Annotated in this window: 13 protein-coding genes; 9 read left to right on the top strand and 4 right to left on the bottom strand. The window is 60.6% G+C overall.

Going from position 1 to position 22,894, the window contains the following annotated elements; translation table 11 throughout:
* The first annotated feature begins 99 nt into the window (after positions 1-99).
* The 8 genes from AB4N47_RS02710 to AB4N47_RS02675 all read left to right on the top strand — a co-directional run bounded on the left by AB4N47_RS02710 (position 100) and on the right by AB4N47_RS02675 (position 17,489).
* Entirely contained in the window at positions 100-1,623 is a 1,524-nt protein-coding gene (locus tag AB4N47_RS02710; RefSeq protein WP_024014122.1) for a fumarate hydratase, read from the top strand.
* A 199-nt stretch (positions 1,624-1,822) separates the two neighbouring features.
* Complete coding sequence (locus AB4N47_RS02705; RefSeq protein ID WP_341638920.1) at positions 1,823-6,304, top strand: SpvB/TcaC N-terminal domain-containing protein; 4,482 nt, start codon at positions 1,823-1,825, stop codon at positions 6,302-6,304.
* Entirely contained in the window at positions 6,301-9,066 is a 2,766-nt protein-coding gene (locus tag AB4N47_RS02700; RefSeq protein ID WP_341638919.1) for an RHS repeat domain-containing protein, read from the top strand. The genes AB4N47_RS02705 and AB4N47_RS02700 overlap by 4 nt, the downstream gene beginning before the upstream one ends.
* Positions 9,063-11,861 carry an RHS repeat-associated core domain-containing protein gene (locus AB4N47_RS02695; protein WP_341638918.1) on the top strand — a complete coding sequence of 933 codons (2,799 nt, stop codon included), beginning with the start codon at positions 9,063-9,065 and terminating at the stop codon, positions 11,859-11,861. The genes AB4N47_RS02700 and AB4N47_RS02695 overlap by 4 nt, the downstream gene beginning before the upstream one ends.
* A gap of 77 nt (positions 11,862-11,938) precedes the next feature.
* Positions 11,939-13,699, top strand: coding sequence for an ATP-binding protein (locus AB4N47_RS02690; RefSeq protein ID WP_460154408.1), 1,761 nt, complete (start codon positions 11,939-11,941; stop codon positions 13,697-13,699).
* Entirely contained in the window at positions 13,699-15,027 is a 1,329-nt protein-coding gene (locus AB4N47_RS02685; RefSeq protein ID WP_341638916.1) for a sigma-54-dependent transcriptional regulator, read from the top strand. The genes AB4N47_RS02690 and AB4N47_RS02685 overlap by 1 nt, the downstream gene beginning before the upstream one ends.
* Positions 15,028-15,404: 377 nt before the next feature.
* Positions 15,405-16,724: an MFS transporter gene (locus AB4N47_RS02680; RefSeq protein ID WP_341638915.1), complete on the top strand. Its 1,320-nt coding sequence runs from the start codon at positions 15,405-15,407 to the stop codon at positions 16,722-16,724.
* Between the two features lie 135 nt (positions 16,725-16,859).
* Positions 16,860-17,489, top strand: coding sequence for a flavin reductase family protein (locus AB4N47_RS02675; RefSeq protein WP_341638914.1), 630 nt, complete (start codon positions 16,860-16,862; stop codon positions 17,487-17,489).
* Here the strand turns inward: AB4N47_RS02675 and AB4N47_RS02670 are convergent, their stop codons facing one another.
* Together AB4N47_RS02670 and AB4N47_RS02665 are read right to left on the bottom strand one after the other, a co-directional pair.
* On the bottom strand, positions 17,490-17,732 hold the full coding sequence (locus AB4N47_RS02670; protein ID WP_341638913.1) for a hypothetical protein: 243 nt from the start codon (positions 17,730-17,732) through the stop codon (positions 17,490-17,492).
* Between the two features lie 43 nt (positions 17,733-17,775).
* Positions 17,776-18,129 carry a putative quinol monooxygenase gene (locus tag AB4N47_RS02665; protein ID WP_341638912.1) on the bottom strand — a complete coding sequence of 118 codons (354 nt, stop codon included), beginning with the start codon at positions 18,127-18,129 and terminating at the stop codon, positions 17,776-17,778.
* 369 nt (positions 18,130-18,498) lie between these two features.
* Here AB4N47_RS02665 and AB4N47_RS02660 point away from each other — a divergent pair, with 369 nt between their 5' ends.
* Positions 18,499-19,428, top strand: a complete 930-nt coding sequence (locus AB4N47_RS02660; RefSeq protein WP_016773445.1) for an AraC family transcriptional regulator — start codon at positions 18,499-18,501, stop codon at positions 19,426-19,428.
* A 246-nt stretch (positions 19,429-19,674) separates the two neighbouring features.
* Here AB4N47_RS02660 and AB4N47_RS02655 read toward each other — a convergent pair whose 3' ends face one another.
* Together AB4N47_RS02655 and AB4N47_RS02650 are read right to left on the bottom strand one after the other, a co-directional pair.
* Positions 19,675-21,126: an aldehyde dehydrogenase family protein gene (locus tag AB4N47_RS02655; RefSeq protein ID WP_341638911.1), complete on the bottom strand. Its 1,452-nt coding sequence runs from the start codon at positions 21,124-21,126 to the stop codon at positions 19,675-19,677.
* A complete protein-coding gene (locus AB4N47_RS02650) occupies positions 21,123-22,760 on the bottom strand; it encodes a 5-guanidino-2-oxopentanoate decarboxylase (RefSeq protein ID WP_341639014.1) in 1,638 nt (545 codons plus the stop codon). Before AB4N47_RS02650 ends, AB4N47_RS02655 begins: the two co-directional genes overlap by 4 nt.
* Positions 22,761-22,894: the final 134 nt, after the last annotated feature.

Below are 22,894 nucleotides of genomic sequence, written 5' to 3'. Positions count from 1 at the left end.
CCTCAAGCGGCAAGCTCAAGCTGTCCGCGTAATGCTTTAACTTGCCGCTCGAAGCTAGAAGCCTGTAGCTTCCCCACCGTTTTCAGAGGAGCGCGACTCATGACCGTGATCAAGCAAGATGACCTGATTCAGAGCGTTGCCGACGCCCTGCAGTTCATTTCCTATTACCACCCCGTGGATTTCATCCAGGCGATGCACGAAGCCTACCTGCGCGAAGAATCGCCAGCGGCCCGTGATTCGATGGCGCAGATCCTGATCAACTCGCGCATGTGCGCCACCGGCCATCGCCCGATCTGCCAGGACACCGGTATCGTCACCGTATTCGTCCGTGTCGGCATGGACGTGCGCTGGGATGGCGCCACCATGGGCCTGGACGACATGATCAACGAAGGCGTGCGTCGCGCTTACAACCTGCCGGAAAACGTCCTGCGGGCATCGATCCTTGCCGACCCGGCAGGCGCTCGCAAGAACACCAAAGACAACACCCCGGCCGTAATTCACTACTCCATCGTCCCGGGTAACACCGTGGAAGTGGACGTGGCGGCCAAGGGCGGCGGTTCCGAGAACAAGTCGAAAATGGCCATGCTCAACCCGTCCGACTCGATCGTCGACTGGGTATTGAAGACCGTGCCGACCATGGGCGCCGGCTGGTGCCCACCGGGCATGCTGGGTATCGGCATCGGCGGCACCGCCGAGAAGGCCGCAGTGATGGCCAAGGAAGTGTTGATGGAATCCATCGACATCCACGAGCTGAAGGCCCGTGGTCCGCAGAACCGCATCGAAGAAATGCGTCTGGAACTGTTCGAAAAGGTCAACCAGTTGGGCATCGGCGCCCAGGGCCTCGGTGGCCTGACCACCGTGCTCGACGTGAAAATCATGGACTACCCGACCCACGCTGCCTCGCTGCCGGTGTGCATGATCCCCAACTGCGCCGCCACCCGTCACGCACACTTCGTGCTCGACGGTTCCGGTCCAGCCTCGCTGGAAGCGCCACCGCTGGACGCCTACCCGGAAATCGTCTGGGAAGCCGGCCCGTCGGCCCGTCGCGTCAACCTCGACACCCTGACCCCGGAAGAGGTGCAGAGCTGGAAGCCGGGCGAAACCGTGCTGCTCAACGGCAAGATGCTCACCGGTCGCGACGCCGCGCACAAGCGCATGGTCGAGATGCTCAACAAGGGTGAAACCCTGCCGGTGGATCTGAAAGGTCGTTTCATCTATTACGTCGGCCCGGTTGATCCGGTCGGTGACGAAGTGGTTGGCCCGGCCGGCCCGACCACCGCAACGCGGATGGACAAGTTCACCCGCCAGATCCTCGAGCAGACCGGCCTGCTGGGCATGATCGGCAAATCCGAGCGCGGCCCGACCGCGATCGAAGCGATCAAGGACAACAAGGCCGTGTACCTGATGGCTGTCGGCGGCGCCGCTTACCTGGTTGCGCAAGCGATCAAGAAGTCCAAGGTGCTGGCATTTGCCGAGCTGGGCATGGAAGCGATCTACGAGTTCGAGGTCAAGGACATGCCGGTCACCGTAGCGGTGGACAGCAAAGGCGAGTCGGTACACATCACTGGCCCGGCGATCTGGCAACAGAAGATCAGCGAAAGCCTGGCGGTAGAAGTGCAGTAAGCTTCTGGCATCATGAAAACGGCCGGTGCATCCGCAAAGATGCCCCGGCCGTTTTTGTGTGTTCAAACCAATTGCGATAAAAGAATCGCCCAAGCACAGAAAACGATCTTGCGCACCTGTCAGATCTGACAGGTCCATCTTAGGCCCACTCCTGTTAGCGTCTATCCATACGCCCTATGTAGCGCGAATGGACTCGACCATGGCCGATCAAGACCTCAGCATCACAGCTCCTTCCATCGCCAGAAGCTCATCGATCGCCACCATCGGCAAAAGCTGGAGCGCGGTAGGGCCGACCGCCTCGGCTGGATGCGAATTGCCGATTCCGCTATCGAGCGGTCGTGGTTACGACCCGCAAATACCCCTGTCAATCAACAGCCAGAGCGGTAACGGTTCGTTTGGCCTTGGTTGCCACCTGGGCCTGAGCCAGATCAGCCGCCGCACCAATAAAGGTGTCCCACGTTATGCCGAGCACGATGAAATCATCGGGCATGACGGCGAGGTGTGGATGCCGGAGCTCGATGATGGAGGAAACCTGAAGTCGCGCACGGAACACAGCTACAGAGACCGTCCCATTCCCGAACACAACGTCGTGACTTACCGGGCGCGGATCGAAAGTGATTTTTCCCTGCGCGAATGCTGGTATCCGGCTGACGGCGGAGCCCCCTTCTGGCTGATCCATGGCGCCGACGGTACGTTGCATGTCTACGGCAAAACCACCGCCTCCCGCCGTGCCGACCCCGACGACCCATCACGCATCAGCGGCTGGCTTTTATGTGAAAGCATGAACGCCCATGGCGAACACATCTGCTACGAGTACAAGGCCGACGATCAGCCTGACGAGCAAGACCCGATTCACGACTACCGCGCCCAGCGCTATCTGCGACGGGTGTGTTACGGCAATGCCACGGCGAGCGATCGCCTTTACAGCTGGGACACTGACCGACCGACGGATCTGCCATGGCATTTTCAACTGGTGTTCGATTACGGCGAACGCAGCAATTCGTTGACCGAGGTCCCGAGCTACGAAGAAGTGAACCGCTGGCGGCTGCGACCGGATCCGTTTTCCACCTATGGCCAGGGTTTTGAACTGAGCACCCGCAGGCTGTGCCAGCAAGTGTTGATGTTTCATCACTTCCCCGAAGGGCTGGCGACAGAGGCGAAGCTTGTACGTCGCCTGCTGTTGGAATATCGACCGATCCAGAACACTGCGCCGTGGGCCTACAGTCAGATCACCGCGGCGCACTACCAGGCCTTCGATGCGCAAGGCAATGTCGAGCATTCACCGCCGCTAGAGTTCGAATACTCGCCCTTCGAGATCAACAAGACACCTGCACGCCTGTTGGAAAACGAGACTCAACCGGGCATCGAAGACAGCGGGTTCTACCAATGCGTCGATCTGTATGGCGAGGGCGTGCCGGGTTTTCTCTGCCGCTATGACAACGCCTGGTACTACCGCGAGCCGCTGCGCGCGGCGCCTGGCACTGAATTGATCGGTTACGGCCCATGGGCTCTGCTGGACAGGATCCCGGTGGCAGATCGTAACCGCGCCGTGGCGCAACTGCTGGATCTGACCGGTGATGGGCGCCTGGACCTGATCATCGCCCGGTTGGGTTACTGCGGTTTCCATGCGCTGAATGCGCAGCGCCAATTCGAACTGTTCAGCGCGTTCGACACGTTTCCCAGGGAACACCAGGATCTGACTTTGACCATGGGGGATTTCAGCGGCGACGGGCTGATGTCAGCGGCCCGCATCAGCCCCGACCGTGTGCGCCTCTATGCCAGCCTGCGCGAACACGGCTTCGCCGCCGCACAGGAAATACCCCATGAATACGCAGACGACCGTCTGCCGGTGTTCAGCAACTCGCGAAGCGAACTGGTGCTTCTGGGCAACCTGCTTGGCAGCGACATGCCCGAGCTGTGCCGCATCCGCCATGACGAGGTCCGCTGCTGGCCGAATCTTGGTCATGGCACATTCGGTCAAGGTCGCAAGATCAGCGCCCTGCCCTTCACCCATGAAGAATTCGACGCCTCGCGAGTACGTCTGGCCGATCTCGATGGCTCCGGCGCGCCCGCGCTGATCTATCTCAAATCCGAAGGGTTCGACATTTACCTGAACCGGGGCGGCAATGGTCTGGAGCAGATTCCCGTCAGCGTGCCGTGGCCTGAAGACGTGCGCTATGACCGTTTGTGCCAGGTCAGTTTCGCCGACCTGCAAGGCCTCGGTTGCGCCAGCCTGATTTTGACGGTGCCGCATATCCAGCCGCGGCATTGGCGCTACGATTTTGTTGCAGCCAAGCCCTACCTGCTGGTCAACAGTAACAACAACATGGGCTGTTCCAGCGGCGTGACTTATCGCAGCTCGGCTCAGGAATGGCTGGATGAAAAGGAGCGGCTGCTGGCGCTTGAGCGTGCACCGGTATGTCATCTGCCATTTCCGCTGGCCGTGGTGAAAAAACAGGAGCAGCACGACGAGATCACCGGCAACCGGTTGACCCAGTCGTTCACTTGGCGCGAAGGGTTCTACGACGGCAGGGAGAGGGAATTTCGCGGGTTCGGCTACTTGCAGCAACTTGACTGCGAGGTTGGAACCGATCCTTCAGAGCCTGGCTTCAGCGAGCCGGTGCAAACATGCACCTGGTTTCACAACGGTCAGGAAATCAATCGCTCCCGCGACGATTATTTCAGCGCGGACGTGGACGCCTGCCCGTTGGGCGAAACCCTGTTCAGTCGTTACCACCCCAAAGGTGAAATGGATGAGCCCGTCACCCCGGAGGGGTCCGACAGTCGCTATCGGATTGCGCAGGCACTGGTTGGCTCGGTCGCTCGAACAGAAATTTTCCCCTACCGCGCCGATGCGCAGGCGCCCGGTGCAGCCGCGCTGTACTCGGTAGAAGAGAAGCGCTATCTGGTTCGCGAGGTGCGGCCGCAGGGGCCATATGCCGCAGCCGTTCTGCTGCCCCTTCAGGTCGAAGCCATCAGCTATCAGTACGACGGCTTTATCAACGACCCGCTGTGCCGCCACGATGTCACCCTGCGCTGGAACGCTTATGGCGCCGCGACCCACGCACTTACGGTGAGCTATGCGCGCAGGTTGACCGCCCAGAGCCCGCCCCCCTTCACCGAAGACCATCTGAATCAATGGTGGTCCGACGCTCACGACGAGGCGCAGCAATACTTTTACATCAGTGAAACCCGTGCACGTCTGATCAATCTGCCAGAGCCACAGCAGTGGCGATTGGGCTTGCCGTATCTGGAACGGGGCGATGCGCTGAAACTGGCCAAAGGTACGCTCCCCGGCGAGTTGAACCCGGCACGGGTGTCTTTCGAATCACTGAGAGAGCGGCAGGATACGCAAGAATGGGCCGTCGAAAGGGTACTGACTTCCCAATCCATACAGCGCTATGTGGACGTAGAGGGCATTGAACTGGATGACGGCGTCGCCGGATTCGAAGCCCTGTCACATTCTCTGGAGCTTGCCCTGCTGGATAAAACCGCGCTGGACGCTTACAGCATTGTGCCGGACCTGAATATCCGCGAGGCCCTCGCGGCAATTGGTTACGACCCCATGCAACTGCTGTTCGAAACGCCGCCGAGCGAGGAACAAAACCTATGGTCGTCGCGGTTCAATCTGGCTCGGTACGGCGGCTTGCAAGCGTTCTACAACGTGCTCGATTTCAATGAAACGCCAAGCCATGGCGTGACCAAGGCCGAATACGATCAACACTACCTGGCGGTGATGCGCGTGGAATTGCCCGACGGGTGTGCGGTTGAGGTAGCGGAGTTCGATTACCACGCCCTCAAACCCAGGCTGATCAAGGACGCCAACGACAACTTCGAAGAAGTCATTTACGAGCCTTCCGGGCAGCCACTGGTCGTCAGCTTTTACGGTACCGAGAATGGTGAACCTGCCGGATTCGAGAAGCTGGGCGTTGGCTGGACCTTGCCGGACACCAGTCCGGAATACGCCATCCAGTTTCCAGAGGACACCGTAGGCAAAGCAGCAAGTACTCTGCACAAAAACCCGTTTAGCTGGATGGGATCAATCCCCTCCTCCACCCTTCAAACCCGGTCGATCATGCAAGGCGACCTGTTGCCCGGCGGGCAGATCCGTGCCAGTGCCCGTCGCCGACTTGCGCAAAGCCACGCACTGACGCCTGAAGACCAGCAATTGATCGAGGCCATTGAACTGGCTTACCGAGAACCGGTACACACCGTGGTGCTCAGCGCCGACCGCTACCCCACAGACCCCATCGTCGCGCAGATCCAGATCGTCAAAACCTGCGTAGATGGCTTTGGTCGGGTACTGCAGACCCAGCAAAAGGTCGACCCGGGGCTGGCTTATGTGGTGGGCGAGGATGGTGAATTGCTCATCGAAGAAGGTGAGCAACCGACGCAGACACGCTGGCGTATCAGCGAACGCGTCGAGTACAACAACAAAGGTCTGCCGCAGCGCCAATACCGGCCGTTTTTCGCCAACACCCACCGCTACGTCAATGATCAATCCCTGCGCAAGCTCGGGCTCTTCGATCAGCTGTTCTATGACGCGCCGGGGCGTCCGACCAGGCTGGTCAACGCCAAAGGCGACTTTTCCCGCGAGACTTATCATCCCTGGTATCACACCAGCGAAGACTTCAACGACACCGCCGAAGAGGTGGTGTCCTCGAGTGAGTCGGGAGCATGACCGCCTCCCTGCACTGGCGCACGCCGACGCTGGCAGTCGTCGACGGACGTGGCCTGCCAGTCCGCCAGGTCGCTTATCTGCGTACCGTGGCGGATGACACGCCGCGAGCTCTTGTGACCCGCCAGCGCCACGATGTCGCCGGGCGTATGGTCGCGCAACAGGATCCACGCCTGCCGATAGCGAACAGCACCAGCGTGTTTTCGCTGAACGGTATCGCCGTGTTTACCAGCAGCCGGGATAGCGGCTGGCGCCTGGCCCTGTTGGGCAGGGACGGAGAGCCCAGACACCGTTGGGACGAGCGTGGCCATGTCTGGCAATCAACCTTTGACGAGCAATTGCGCCTGGTGCAGCTCGAAGTCTCGGGAAACGGCGAAAATCAGCTCGATACCTTCACTTACGCCCCCGGTTCTGCCAGAGCGGGCTCCAACCTGCGCGGCCGGTTGATCCGGCAGACAGATCCGTCAGGCTCGTTGGATATCACCAGCTATGCCCTCACCGGACAGGCACTGGTGGAAAAGCGCACTTTTCAAGATAACGAAGCGTTCACTAGCCACCAGGTGTTCAGTCCGCTTGGCGCCGTGCTTGAACAGACCGATGCCGGCGGCCATCGCAGAGCATCGCGCTATGGTCTCGCCGGGCAACTCAGGCAAATGGAACTGCAAGTGAAGGCGAACACCACGCAAGTTCTGCAGGATGCGCAGTACAACGCCAACAACCAGATCATTTCCCAACTGGCTGGTAACGGTGTCCTGAGTCAGTGGACGTATGACCCGGCCGACGGACGCCTGCATACGCGCACCAGTCAGAAAACCGCTCACCCCAGATTGCAGGATCTGCAATATTTCTACGATCGCGTCGGTAACATCACTCGCATCGAGGACCACGCCTTCGAGCCCGTCTGGTTCGCCAATCAACGGGTCGACGGCCATCGTGAATTCGACTACGACTCCCTGTACCGCCTGATCCGCGCGACCGGTCATGACGACGCCCTGCCCCCGGACATTCCCGGCTTGCCGCAACCGCCCGACGAGAAAAACCGCCTCAACTACACCCAGACGTATAGCTACGACGATGGCGGCAATCTGACCGAACTGCGTCATCAGCGCGACGGCGCCAGCCGCACCCGGCGCATATACATCGACGATCAAAGCAATCGCGGGGTGCGTTGGGAAACGGGCGACGAGCCGCCGGACTTCGGTACCTGGTTCGACCCGCACGGCAATCAACGCAAGCTGCGCCACGGTCCGTCATTGCAATGGAGCAGGCGTGATGAGCTGGAGCGCGTGGATCTGGTTATCCGTCAAGACAGCGATAACGATGCCGAGTATTACCAGTACAGCGCCGGCCAGCGGGTCCTCAAATGTCATGAATGGTTCACCGACAAGGTCCGCCACTTCCACCAGGTGCGCTACCTGCCGGGGTTGGAAATTCGCAGCAAGGACAACGGCGAGGAGCTGCACATCATCAGCCTCGGTAACGCGCGCTGCCTGCATTGGGCGCAACGTTCAGTGCCGATAGACGACCAGATACGTTACACCCTCGAAGACCACCTCGGCTCTTGCGTAATGGAGCTCAATGAAAACGCTGTGGTCACCAGCGCAGAAGGCTATTACCCGTTCGGCGAAACCGCGTGGATGGCGCCGGAGTCGGAAATCGAATACCGCTTTATCCGTTATTCCGGCAAGGAAATGGATGTCAGCGGTTTGTACTACTACGGCGCCCGCTATTACGCACCGTGGTTGCAGCGTTGGGTCAGTTCGGACCCGGCGGGGGATGTGGATGGGTTGAATCTGTATGGTTTTGTCGGTAACAACCCGGTCTCTTTTGTGGATGTGCAGGGGAACAGCCGAGAAGGACATGAGATTGTCAACTTCGCAAACTTTCTGACCGTTCTTAGTGATTACTCTGTTACTGCTCAAGAACAGATTCAGAACTTCTCACACGGACAATACGGTGTCGAATTGCTGGGGAATTTCGCGGGAGAAGGCATCAATGCCGCTGCCGGTTTCCTCGGCGGCCTTTACCTCGGTGCGAAAATAGGCTCAATGCTTCCCGACAACCCGCACATGGTCAATTTTACTGAACAGGGTAAACCACCATTTCTCGAAGGGTTGGTCGGCGGGAACATCGCCGGCACCATCACGGGGGAACTTGCTGATCGCCTCATGTCCCCTGCAAATCTGATCAAGCCCTTGATTCCACAAACGTCAGCAATGAGCGTCGCAGCCATTGATGAAAAGATCGGTCTCACACAGGGTCGACTGGATACCAGCCCGGCCAATGCAAGCCTGATATTTATGAACTACGTCGTCGGATCAGTTATTGGAGGCGTCGGCGCAACGCTCAATATGGGGCAACGTGTACAAGAAGCCGAGGACATCAAAAACGGATTGGATCCGGTAAAGATTCAGAAAATCGAAACCATGCTTGCAGACTGGAAAGAAGCCCTCACTTCCCGAATGGCCATCGCCGAAAAAGCGTACAGGCGTCTGGGGCGAAACACGTTCGATGCAGGTCTTGTGATACCTAATGCAGGCCACTCAACAGCTGCGGGGCCTATCCGACTCGAAGCCCTTCGAGAGGAAACCAGTAAGGTTTTGGGATTTATCGAAACCAGCCAGACCATGATGAGTTGGTACAAGGAAGACGCACTCACAGACAACCGTTTTTTGCGCAAACAAGCTCAACCGAAATCCAGGTTCAAAGCGGCATTTCAGGACTTTGTCAGGCCATTCACCCGACATACATATCCACACCAATGAAATTCGATACCGTTCATTCGCGCACTCCTGCGTTGACGGTCACCGACGCACGTGGCCTGCCAGTCCGCCAGGTCGCTTATCTGCGTACCGTGGCGGATGACACGCCGAGAGCTCTTGTGACCCGCCAGCGCCACGATGTCGCCGGGCGTATGGTCGCGCAACAGGATCCACGCCTGCCGATAGCGAACAGCACCAGCGTGTTTTCGCTGAACGGTATCGCCGTGTTTACCAGCAGCCGGGATAGCGGCTGGCGCCTGGCCCTGTTGGGCAGGGACGGAGAGCCCAGACACCGTTGGGACGAGCGTGGCCATGTCTGGCAATCAACCTTTGACGAGCAATTGCGCCTGGTGCAGCTCGAAGTCTCGGGAAACGGCGAAAATCAGCTCGATACCTTCACTTACGCCCCCGGTTCTGCCGGAGCGTGCTCCAACCTGCGCGGCCGGTTGATCCGGCAGACAGATCCGTCAGGCTCGTTGGATATCACCAGCTATGCCCTCACCAGACAGGCACTGGTGGAAAAGCGCACTTTTCACGATAACGAAGCGTTCACCAGCCATCAGGTCTTCAGCCCATTGGGCGCTGTGCTGCAGCAGACCGATGCCGGTGGTTATCGCAGAGCGTCAAGCTACGGTCTTGCCGGCCAGCTCAAACAGGTGGAGCTGCAAGTCGGGGAGCAGGTCACACAGGTTCTGCGGGATGCGCAGTACAACGCGAACAATCAGATCACCTCGCAACTGGCCGGTAACGGTGTCCTAAGTCAGTGGACGTACGACCCGGCGGACGGACGCCTGCGCACGCGGATCAGTCAGAAACCCGGTCAGCCCAGATTGCAGGATCTCGCCTACTTCTACGACCGCGTCGGCAATATCACCCGCATCGAAGACCGCGCCTTCGAGCCTACCTGGTTCGCCAACCAGCGGGTCGATGGCCACCGCACATTCATCTACGACTCGTTGTATCGGTTGATCCGCGCGACCGGTCATGACGACGCCCTGCCCCCGGAAATTCCCGGCCTGCCGCGACCGCCCGACGAGCAAAACCGCCTCAACTACACCCAGACGTATAGCTACGACGACGGCGGCAATCTGACCGAATTGCGTCATCAGCGCGACGGCGGCGGTCGCACGAGGCGTATGCGCGTCGATGACAAAAGCAACCGCGCAGTGCGCTGGGAAAGCGATGACCAACCGGACTTTGGCAGCTGGTTCGACTTGCACGGCAATCAATGCAGGCTGCGGCACGGTCCGACATTGCACTGGAACAATCGCGACGAGCTGGAACATATAGATCTGGTGATTCGCAAGGACAGCGCCAACGACACTGAGTATTACCGCTACAGCCAGGGCGTGCGGGTACTCAAATACCGCGAAACGGTCGCCAGGGGTGTCAACCACGTCGATAAAGTGCGCTACCTGCCCGGCCTGGAAATCCGCACCAAGGACAATGGCGAAGAACTGCACATCATCAGCCTCGGTAATGCGCGCTGCCTGCATTGGGTGCAAGCGGGGCCAGCCGACAAGACCCAACTGCGTTACACCCTTGAAGACCACCTCGGCTCTTGCGTGATGGAGCTCAACAAAGACGCTGTGGTCACCAGCGCAGAAGGCTATTACCCGTTCGGCGAAACCGCATGGGTGGCCCCGGAATCGGAAATCGAATACCGCTTCGTCCGTTACTCCGGCAAGGAAATGGATGTCAGCGGTTTGTACTACTACGGCGCCCGCTATTACGCGCCATGGTTGCAGCGTTGGGTCAGTGCAGATCCGGCGGGGGATGTGGATGGGTTGAATCTGTACTCGTTCGTTGCCAACAACCCAATCAAATTCTCTGATCAGGACGGCCAATCCCTGCTGGACGCTTTTCACATAGAAAGGCCCGAAGAACGGGATGCCAGGAAAGCAGCGAGCGCCTCACAACAGCGACAGTACCAAGCGAACATGCGGTTATCAAAAGCCATCGATCGGCATTTTGATATTCTCAAGCTCACCTCCAGAAGGGCTCAGGAAGCCGATCAGCAAATTGATAACCACCGCTCGGCAGCACAACACGGGAAGTCCGCGGCCCTCAGAACCGCGGCACATATCGGAGGGCAGGCCGTCAGTTACGCGGCGGGCATCGGAATCGGCGCAACGATGGCGGCGCTGGGCAGCGTGACCGGCCCGGTCGGTGTAGCGTTCGGGGTGTTTCTCGGCGTGCTGGCAAAAAAAGCCGTCAGCGTGGGAGTGGATTACGTCGCAGACAGCATGAGCTTCAGCGCGTCAGTCAAATTCAAGGCGGGCAAGCTTGATCCGGGCCGAATTGTGGGTCGGTCCGAATACAAGAGCAGCAACTACGGTCATTATGCGCTCAACAAATTCAGGGCCATCGGCAGAGGCATCATAACGCTGAACCAGGCTGGCTGGCTGAGAGGCGCCAAGGAAGTCGCGACGGCGGGCGCCGGTGTTGCAGCGAAATACGCCGCACCTTCGGCTGCCAGCGAAGCCAGCGCCGCCTTCAGTACTCTGGCAGGCACGTTCGAGATCCTGCATGAGATATCCGGCGCAGGCGCCCCGCTCAGTCCCGAGAAAGTGGAGAGAGCGCAAACGTTCATCAACGGGATGATTGATGTACTGAACAAAAACGTCGACGAAATTACTCAGGCGTTTGATGACGCGGGGCGTACCTCCATCCATACATACAGATTGCTGAGCAGGTTCTTTGGCAATGCACCGGGCGATACACTGCAAAGCATTCGCAGGGCCACCGATGTCACTATCGGCCATCTCAAGAACACACAGGCAAGACTCAAGGGATAGCCGGTGACGTGCGATCACGTAGCGAAACGCGATCTGCATGCTATCGTGCCGCTCCTCCTACCATCCGTTAGACCAGCATGCTGCCGACTTCCCGTACCCTGCGTCTGTCGTCGTATTCCCTGCTGATCATCGCCGGCACGGTCATTGCCGCGACGCTCGCGATGCGCCACGCCGAGCGTCAGGCGCTGGAAGAAGACGCCGCCCGCGCCAATCAGCAACTGGGGTTGTACGCCAACTCCTTGCACACCCTGATCGACCGCTATCGCGCCCTGCCCGCCGTGCTGGCGCTGGACCCGCAATTGCGTTCGGCCCTGGCCGGCCCGGTCGATGCTGCGCAGCAAGCGGCATTGAATGTGAAGCTGGAAAAAATCAACGGTGCGGCGCAGTCCTCGACCCTTGAACTGCTGGATCGCACAGGCCTGGCCGTGGCCGCCAGCAACTGGCGCTTGCCCAGCAGTTACGTTGGCCACAATTACGGCTTCCGCCCCTACTTCAGCCAGACCCGCACCCAAGGCACCGGGCGTTTCTACGCAGTGGGCGTGACCAGCGGCATTCCCGGCTATTTCCTTTCCAGCGCGGTGCTCGGTGACCACGACGAGTTTCTCGGTGCGATGGTGGTCAAGCTGGAATTTCCCGAACTGGAACGCGAATGGAGCCAGGGCAGCGACACGCTGCTGGTCAGCGATGCACGCGGGATCATCTTTATCGCCAATCAGCCGGGCTGGCGTTATCGCGCCTTGCGGCCGCTGAGCGCCGATGATCTGACCGAGATCAAAAGCACGCGTCAGTACGACAAGCAATCGCTGCTGCCGCTGACTCATTTGCCGCTACGGCGCTTCGATGACAACAGCGATCTGCGCCGGGTCGAAGGTCCGCAGGGCACGGCGGACTATTTATGGGAATCGCTGCCACTGGCGACCGAAGGCTGGACCCTGCATCTGCTGCGCCGCCCGCAAGTGGCCTTCGAAGATTTGCGCAACGCCGCGCTGGCCGCCGCCGGTGTGTGGCTGGCGCTGGTGTTCTTGTTGCTGTTTCTCAATCAGCGCTGGCGGCTGGCCAAGGTCCGTCAGCGCAATCGCGAAGAACTCGAGCGTCTGGTCGAGGAGCGCACCCGCGACTTGCGCACCGCGCAGGAAGGTTTGGTGCAGTCGGCCAAACTCGCCGCGCTGGGGCAGATGTCCGCCGCGCTGGCCCACGAAATCAATCAACCGTTGACCGCTCAGCGCATGCAACTGGCCACCCTGCGCCTGCTGCTCGAACATGGCCGCGTCGATGACGCGTACAAGGCGCTGAAACCGGTGGATGACATGCTCACGCGCATGGCTGCCCTCACCGGCCACCTCAAGACTTTCGCCCGCAAGAGCCCGAGCGGCCTGCGCGAACGTCTGGATCTGGCGACGGTTGTCGATCAGTCGCTGCAACTGCTCGATGCGCGGCTGCGTGACGAACAGGTCAGCCTGGTGCTGCATCTGACCCGCCCGGCGTGGGTGCGCGGTGACGCGATTCGTCTGGAACAGGTGTTGATCAATTTGCTGCGCAATGCGCTGGATGCAATGCAGGGTAAAGCCTGCAAGCGCCTGGAAATCCGTCTGGAGGCCGATGAGCAATTGTGGCGGCTCAGCGTCAGCGACAACGGCGGCGGCATTGCCGAGGAACATCTGGGCCAGGTGTTCGATCCGTTCTTTACCACCAAACCGGTGGGCGATGGTCTGGGCCTGGGGCTGGCAGTATCCTTCGCCATCGTGCATGAATCCGGCGGGCGCCTGAGCGTCGAGAATGGCGACCACGGCGCGGTGTTCAGCCTGACCCTGCCAATCGATCTGGAGGCACACATCTGATGCTCAATTCGGTGATGGTGGTCGACGACGAAAGCAGCATTCGCGACGCCGTTGAACAGTGGCTGAGCCTGTCGGGGTTTCAGGTGCAATTGTTCAGCCGTGCCGAAGAATGCCTCGCCGCGCTCCCGGAACATTTTGCCGGGGTGATCCTCAGCGACGTGCGCATGCCCGGCATGGACGGTTTGCAATTGCTCGCGCAAGTGCAACAGCGCGACGCCGATCTGCCGGTGATTCTGCTTACCGGCCATGGCGATGTGCCGATGGCGGTCGAAGCCATGCGCGACGGCGCCTACGACTTTCTGGAAAAACCGTTCAGCCCGGAAACCCTGCTCGGCAGCCTGCGCCGGGCGCTGGACAAACGCCGCCTGGTTCTGGAAAACCGTGCCCTGCACGAACTGGCCGACAACCGCGCAAAGCTCGATGCGACGCTGCTCGGCGTGTCCCGCGGCTTGCAGACATTGCGTCGGCAAGTGCTGGATCTGGCGACGTTGCCGGTCAACGTGCTGATCCGTGGTGAAACCGGCAGCGGCAAGGAACTGGTCGCGCGTTGCCTGCATGATTTCGGCCCGCGCGCCGGCAAACCTTTCGTGGCGCTGAACTGCGCGGCGATCCCGGAGCAACTATTCGAGGCCGAACTGTTCGGCCATGAGAGCGGCGCGTTTACCGGCGCCTCGGGCAAGCGCATCGGCAAGCTGGAATACGCCGATGGCGGCACGCTGTTTCTCGACGAGATCGAAAGCATGCCGCTGGCCCAGCAGGTGAAATTGCTGCGGGTCTTGCAGGAGCAAAAGCTTGAACGGCTGGGGTCGAACCAGAGCATTCGCGTCGATTTGCGTATCGTCGCGGCGACCAAACCGGACCTGCTCGATGAAGCCCGCGCCGGGCGTTTTCGTGAGGACCTGGCTTATCGCCTCAACGTCGCCGAACTGCGCTTGCCGCCGCTGCGCGATCGCCGCGAAGACATTCCGTTGCTGTTCGAGACCTTTGCGCAGAATGCCGCCCAGCGTCTGGGCCGGACCTTTCCGCCGTTGACCGGTGCGCAGCTCAGTCACCTGCTCAGCCATGACTGGCCGGGCAACGTGCGCGAACTGGCCAACGTTGCCGAGCGTCAGGTACTGCGGCTTGATGAACCGGTCGCCGGAATCGATCCAGGGCAATCGCTGGCGGCGCAGCAGGAAGCGTTCGAAGCGCAATGCCTGCGCGCGGCGTTGACCCGGCACAAAGGTGATGTGAAAGCGGTGCTTGAAGAACTGCAACTGCCGCGCCGTACGTTCAATGAAAAGATGCAGCGGCATGGGTTGAGTCGGGAGATGTTTCTGGCGGAGTGAGGCAGAGATTTGTGGTGTAGCTGAAATCCATCCCCCTCACCCCAGCCCTCTCCCCCAGGGGGCGAGGGGGAAGGGAGCCGATCTCCATGCTTTCCCGAATCTGTATTCGACTCGATATTGCAGGTCGATGTAACCCACAAGAACACCTCGGTCAGTCCCCTCTCCCTCTGGAAGAGGGCTAGGGTGAGGGGCTTTTGATCTTCACGCGGTAAGCGGAAATCCGCTCACTCAGCCCAATCAGTCGGCACAAATCCGCTCACTCCTCCCCGCCACCCCCTCTAAACCGGCCCCTCACCCCTTGGCACACCTCCTGCTATAGCCCTGGCAGGCTGCGTTCCGACGCGCTCCACAAAAACAATTAAACGAAGGATCCTTCAATGGATAACTCCAACGCCCTGCCCCTTGGGTCGGCTGCCGTGCCGGCCAAACCGAGAACCACCGCCAGCCGGATCAAATCGATCTTCAGCGGCTCTGTCGGCAACATGGTCGAGTGGTATGACTGGTATGTGTATGCCGCCTTCTCCCTGTACTTCGCGAAAACCTTTTTCCCCGCCGGTTCCACCACCGCGCAACTGATGAACACCGCTGCGATCTTCGCCGTGGGCTTCCTGATGCGTCCGATTGGTGGCTGGCTGATGGGCATGTACGCCGACAAGGTCGGGCGCAAGAAAGCGCTGATGGCCTCGGTGTACCTGATGTGCTTCGGCTCGCTGCTGATCGCCCTGAGCCCGAACTATGAAACCATCGGCATCGGCGCGCCGGTCCTGCTGGTGTTCGCCCGCCTGCTGCAAGGCCTGTCGGTCGGCGGCGAGTACGGCACCTCGGCGACTTATCTGTCCGAGATGGCGACCAAGGAACGTCGCGGCTTCTTCTCCAGCTTCCAGTACGTGACCCTGATCTCCGGGCAGCTCATCGCCCTCGGCGTATTGATCGTGCTGCAAAACATGCTGACCACCGAACAGCTCTACGCGTGGGGCTGGCGTATCCCGTTCGCCATCGGTGCGCTGTGTGCGGTCGTGGCGCTGTACCTGCGTCGCGGCATGGAAGAAACCGAGTCGTTCACCAAGAAAGAAAAATCCAAGGAAAGCGCGATGCGCACCTTGATGCGCCACCCGAAAGAGTTGTTGACCGTGGTCGGCCTGACCATGGGCGGCACCCTGGCGTTCTACACCTACACCACCTACATGCAGAAATACCTGGTGAACACGGTCGGCATGAGCATCTCCGACTCGACCACCATTTCCGCCGCCACGCTGTTCCTGTTCATGTGCCTGCAACCGATCATCGGTGGCCTGTCGGACAAGATCGGTCGTCGCCCGATCCTGATCGCGTTCGGCGTGCTCGGTACGATCTTCACCGTGCCGATCCTGATGACCCTGCACACCATCCAGACCTGGTGGGGCGCGTTCTTCCTGATCATGGCGGCGCTGATCATCGTCAGCGGCTACACCTCGATCAACGCGGTGGTCAAAGCCGAATTGTTCCCGACCGAAATCCGCGCCCTGGGCGTTGGCCTGCCGTACGCGCTGACCGTATCGATCTTCGGCGGCACTGCCGAATACATCGCGCTGTGGTTCAAGAGCATCGGCATGGAAACCGGTTACTACTGGTACGTCACCGCGTGCATTGCCGTGTCGCTGCTGGTGTACATCACCATGAAAGACACCCAGAAGCATTCGCGGATCGTGACTGACTGATAGGGCTACTTCGCTGGCAGGCCACAAAATCTGTGTCCTGCCACGAACCCTACGGGGTCTCGCGTCTGGCTGGAAATATGCGCCGGGTCCTTGCACTATGGCTGCATCCGAATGCAGCTCAGGAATCCGCTCCCCATGCCCGATGACATCCACTTCTACGAACCCGCCAACGGCCACGGCCTGCCTCACGATCCGTTCAACGCCATCGTCGGCCCGCGGCCCATCGGCTGGATTTCCTCCCAGGATGCCGAAGGCCGGCTCAATCTCGCGCCATACAGTTTCTTCAACGCCTTCAACTACGTGCCGCCGATCATTGGTTTTTCCAGCGTCGGGCGCAAAGACAGTCTGAACAACATCGAACAGACCGGCGAATTCGTCTGGAACCTCGCCACGCGCCCGTTGGCCGAGCAGATGAACCAGAGCTGCGCGATGGTTGCGCCTGAGGTCAACGAGTTTGAACTGGCGGGGCTGACGACCGTGGCGTCAAAGGTGATTTCAGTACCACGGGTGGCCGAAAGCCCGGTGTCCTTCGAGTGCAAGGTCACGCAGATCATCCAGCTGCAACGCGCCGATGGCGAAACCGTACCGAGCTGGCTGATCCTCGGTGAGGTGGTTGCGGTGCACATCGCCAAATGGCTGCTGAAGGACGGCATCTACGACACCGCCGCCGCACAACCGATTTTGCGCGGCGGTGGGCCGGCAGATTATTTCCAGCTGGGGCCTGAGGCTCTGTTCAAGATGTGGCGCCCCGGGGTGCAGAAATAACTACCAGATCAGCTCGGCGTCATCAGTGACGCCCTTGAGTTTAACCAGCTCGTTGATCGCTGCTTCATCGGCAGCGATGGCGCCGGCAAACACCTGCTCGTTGAGCAATTTGTGAAAACGTGGTGCACCGCCATCAACCAGGGCCTTTACCGCGATCGCCGCGTAATAACCCTTGTTGCCGCCCAGCTCGACGGGGACGACTGCGGAGACTGCTTCGAAGCGTTCAAACTCTTTACGTGCCATGTCGCGGATCCTGGCTCAATCAAATAAGCCGGACATTAAACCCTCAACCGGCGAGTTTGTGTATCGGCGCGGCGCATTGACCGAGGGCCTGCACGGCGGAAACGTCCCTGAAGGTGTGGAAGTCGAGGCTGTTGACCACCAGGTCCTGCACCAGCTCGGCGAAGACTTCCATTGACGGACTGTTGAAATAAGTCGTCATCATCTGCTGACTGCTCCAGTAGCCGCTGACCAGCCACAGGTCGGCGTCGCACTGCGATTGTTGCAGGGAAAAACTCAGGCAGCCGGGCGCCGCGCGCGAGACCTCGATCAACGCGCTCAGGCGCACGCCGAGTTCCGCCGAACGCCCGGCCTGGGCACGAACGAAGGCCATATGACTGACAGGCATTTGCTTGGACATGATCAACCCTCCATGAAATCGCGTGGCAGCCGGGGGACGGGCTGCGACTGAAGCAAAGATTAAGGGCCGGGGCCGCAGCGCCGTTAGTCGATTCCTGCCTTCGCGTTGCACAATCCTGCGAGACTTGCCAAAACCCCGGCCGGCGCCGCTGCCCTGTAGGAGCTGCCGAAGGCTGCGATCTTTTGATCTGAAAAACAAAAATCAAAAGATCGCAGCCTTCGGCAGCTCCTACACACAGGCATCGCGTCGATGCTGATGGATATCGCGATGCAGAATCAGGCAAGCATTTGGCAGAATGTGTCTACCGCTGCTGCTTGCACAAACATATGCTCTGCTGCATTCCCCCCTCACTTGCCGAGGATGCCGTGCATGACGTCATTCGATCGTTTTCAAGCCGAACCCAGCGCCGACATGGAAAAGCAGCGTGCGGAGCTGGCGGCGATCATCCGCCGCAACACCAGCGACGATGGCAGCTACCAGACCGCGATCGGTTCGCTGGTGATGTCGCGCCACACCCAGTCCCATGACTTTGCCCCGGTACTCGCGCAGCCGGCGCTGTGCATCATGGCGCAGGGGCGCAAAGAGGTCCGCCTGGCCGACGAGTTTTTCAACTACGACCCGCTGAACTATCTGGTGGTGTCGGTTTCGATGCCACTCAGCGGCCGCGTGGTCAACGTCTCGCCAGAGGAACCGATCCTCGCCGTGCGCCTGGATATCGACCCGACCGAAATCACCGCGCTGATCGCCGACGCCGGCCCGATGGGCGTACCGACGCGGCCGACCGGACGTGGTCTGTACGTGGAAAAAATCGACAGCGCCATGCTCGACGCGGTGCTGCGTCTGGCGCGGCTGCTCGACGCGCCGAAAGACATCGCCATGCTCGCGCCGCTGATTCGCCGGGAGATTCTCTATCGCCTGCTGCGTAGTCCGCAGGGTCATCGTTTGTATGAGATTGCGATTGCCAACAGTCAGAGCCATCGCATCAGCCAGGCCATCAAATGGCTCAACGGCAACTTCGAGCAGCCGCTGCGCATCGATGATCTGGCGCGGGAAGTGAACCTCAGCGTGTCGACCCTGCATCACCGCTTCAAGGCGATGACCGCGATGAGTCCGTTGCAATATCAGAAGCAGCTGCGCCTGCAAGAAGCGCGGCGGCTGATGTTGACCGAAGGGCTGGAAGCCTCGGCGGCGGGGTATCGGGTGGGCTATGAAAGTCCGTCGCAGTTCAGCCGTGAGTACAGCCGACTGTTTGGCGCGCCGCCGTTGCGGGATCTGGCGCGGTTGCGGCTGTCGGTGTAACTCCATAGAAGCCCCTCACCCTAGCCCTCTCCCAGAGGGAGAGGGAACCGATTGGGGGATATTGAAGAGGTTCATCGATTTGCGATATCGGTGCTGAATCCGGAATCAGCCAAGCCAGGCCAACCCAGCGTTGGGTTGATGACCTTCAAATCCATAATCGACTCGGTTTTTCAGGTCGACGGAGAACGCAAGACACCTCGGTCAGCTCCCTCTCCCCCGGGAGAGGGCTGGGGTGAGGGCAGGCTTCTACACCGCTCGCACGACGTGCTTGATCTCCAAAAACGCCGCCACCCCCCAAGGCCCCAGTTCGCGGCCGACGCTGCTCTGCTTGTAACCGCCCCACGCCGTCTGCGGGAAGATCACCTGCGGAGCATTGATCCACACCAGCCCTGCCTGCAAGGCATTGGCCACGCGATCCGCCGTTGCAGCATCGCGTGTCACCACACTCGCGACCAGGCCGAACTGCGTGTCGTTGGCCAGCGCAATCGCCTCGCTCTCACTGGCGAAACTGCGCACACACACCACCGGACCGAAAATCTCTTCACGCCATAACGCGCTGTCCAGCGGCACGTCGGTGAACACCGTCGGTTGCAGAAAATAACCGCGCGGCAAATGCGCCGGTCGATTACCGCCGCACACCAACCTCGCCCCGGCGCTCAAACCGCGATCAATATGCCCAAGCACTCGTTGGTACTGCGCCTGATTGACCAGCGCGCCCATCTCCACTTCCGCATCAAACGGATCAGCGACTCGGATCGCCTCCGCACGTTTTTGCAGGCGCTGAAGAAATTCATCCATCAATTCCTCGGCAACCAGCACCCGACTGGTGGCCGAGCACATTTGCCCGGCGTTGAAGAACGCCCCACCACACGCCAGTTCCACCGCCAGATCCAAATCGGCATCCGCCAGCACCAGCAAGGAAGATTTGCCACCCAGCTCCAGGCTCACACCCTTCACGGTTTCAGCAGCGCGTTGCATCACCTGCACACCCACAGCGTTGCTGCCGGTAAAGGAGATCTTGGCGATGCGAGGATCGGCAGACAACGGCGCGCCCACCGCCAGCCCGGTGCCGCAGACCAGATTGAACACGCCGTCGGGCAGCCCGGATGCAGCGATGATCGCGGCCAGTTCCAGCTCCGGCAGCGGCGTCACTTCAGAGGGTTTCAGTACCACGCAGCAACCGGCGGCGAGCGCTGGCGCCAGTTTCCATGCGGTGGTGACCATGGGGAAATTCCACGGCACGATCAGCCCGACCACGCCGCATGGCTCACGACGCAGGCGTGCGCTGAAGTCATCGCTGGGCAGCGGCACGTTGCTGTCCTGCCCGGCGTCGAGGCCTTCGGCGAGTTCGGCGTAATAGTCGAAAGTGGCGATCACGTCATCGACATCGATGGCCGCTTCGAACTGCGGTTTACCGTTGTTACTCGACTGCAGGTTCATCAAGTGATCGCGACCGTTGCGCACGCCGTTGGCAATGTTGCGCAGGATCGCAGCGCGTTCGGCGCCGGTGGTTTTCGACCAGTGTTCGAACGCTTCGGTCGCCGCGCTGATCGCCTGGTCGACGGCGTGTTCGTCACCGCCATTGACGGTGGTCAGCAGCGCTTCGGTAGCGGGATTGATCACCCGTAGATGCTCGCGGCCCGACGACCATTGACCGTTGATGTAGAGCCCGTCGAGTGTGGTTGGAAAACTGATCATTGGGCCACCGCCTGCATCCACTGGTTCTGGTCGATTTCAATCAGCGTCGGGCCTTGCCGGTCCGTCGCCTCGCGCAGCGCTGCGCGCAATTCGGCGATGCTGCTGATGGCTTGCGCGGCGCAACCGAGGCCCTTGGCCACGGCGACGAAATCCGGGGTGTAGATGTCCACGCCGACCGGTTCGATGGCGCGGTTGACCATGTACTTTTTGATCTCCTCGTAACCCTGGTTATTCCACAGCAGGACGATTACCGGCACCCGCGCTTCAACGGCGCTGGCCAGTTCCGGCAGGGTGAATTGCAAGCCGCCGTCGCCGATCAGGCACACCACCGGCGGGCGCGCGCCGTTGTCGAGTTGGCCGCCGAGCCACGCACCAATCGCCGCCGGCAACGCATAGCCGAGGGTGCCGTAACCGGTGGATGCGTTGAACCAGCGGCGCGGACGCTCGGGGTTGAAGGTGAGGTTGCCGGTATACACCGGTTGCGTGGAATCGCCGACGAACACCGCTTCGGGCAATTCGTGCAGCACGGTTTCAAGCAAACGCGTCTGCGCCAGCGTTGGCGAATCCCAGCTCGCCGCCAATTCGTTACGCAGACGCGCGGCGCGGACCTGGCCCCAATCATTGCGGCGCTCGGCCAGCGGTTGGTGCGACAAGGCGCTGAGCAATGCTTGCGCGGCGTTGCGCGAATCAGCGACCAGTGCGACGTGCGGCGGGTAGTTGCGCACGGTCTGATCGGCATCGATGTCGATGCGCAGCAGCTTGCCGGGAATCTCGAAGCCGCCGGCGAAAGTGACGTCGTAATCGGTCTCGGCCAGCTCGGTCCCGATCGCCAGCACCACGTCGGCTTCAGCGACCAGTGCGCGGGTGGCGACCAGGCTTTGCGTCGAGCCGATCAACAATGGATGGCTGGTCGGCAGCATGCCTTTGGCGTTGATGGTCAGCGCCACTGGAGCGTCGAGCAATTCGGCGAGTCGGGTCAGCTGGGGCGCTGCGTCGATAGCACCGCCGCCGGCGAGAATCAGTGGACGTTGCGCGGTGGCTAGCAGTTCGCTCATGCGGGCCACGGCAGCCGGTGCGGCGCCGGCGCGATCGATATTCACCGGCAGGCTGGCGAGCAACTCATCGGCCTCTTCCACCAGCACGTCCAACGGAATTTCGATATGCACCGGACGCGGTCGCCCGGCCTGGAACAGCGCGAAAGCGCGAGCAAGCACCACCGGCAGTTCGGCAGCGGACATCAGCGTGTGCGAGAACGCTGCGACGCCGCCGACCAGTGCGCTCTGGTTCGGCAGTTCATGCAACTTGCCGCGCCCACCGCCCAACTGACTGCGCGACTGCACGCTGGAAATCACCAGCATCGGAATCGAATCGGCGTAAGCCTGGCCCATGGCCGTGGTGATATTGGTCATGCCCGGGCCGGTGATGATGAAACACACACCGGGTTTACCGCTGGTACGCGCGTAGCCGTCAGCCATGAACCCGGCGCCCTGTTCATGACGAGGCGTGACGTGGTTGATGCTTGAGCGCGCGAGGCCTCGGTACAGCTCGACGGTGTGCACACCGGGAATGCCGAACACCTGCTCGACCGCGTAATTCTCCAACAGCTTGACCAGTACTTCGCCGCACGTTGCCATGTTGATTGCCCTTTCATTCACTGAACACTCCCTGTGGGAGCGAGCCTGCTCGCGAATAAGCGGTCCAGCCAACATCCGTGTCGAACCTTGAACCGTCTTCGCGAGCAGGCTCGCTCCCACAGGGTCCGTGGAGT

The organism is Pseudomonas sp. S3_G06 (assembly GCF_054667565.1).
The sequence above is the reverse complement of the archived record's forward strand: the minus strand, read 5'-3'. Positions and strand labels throughout refer to the sequence as shown.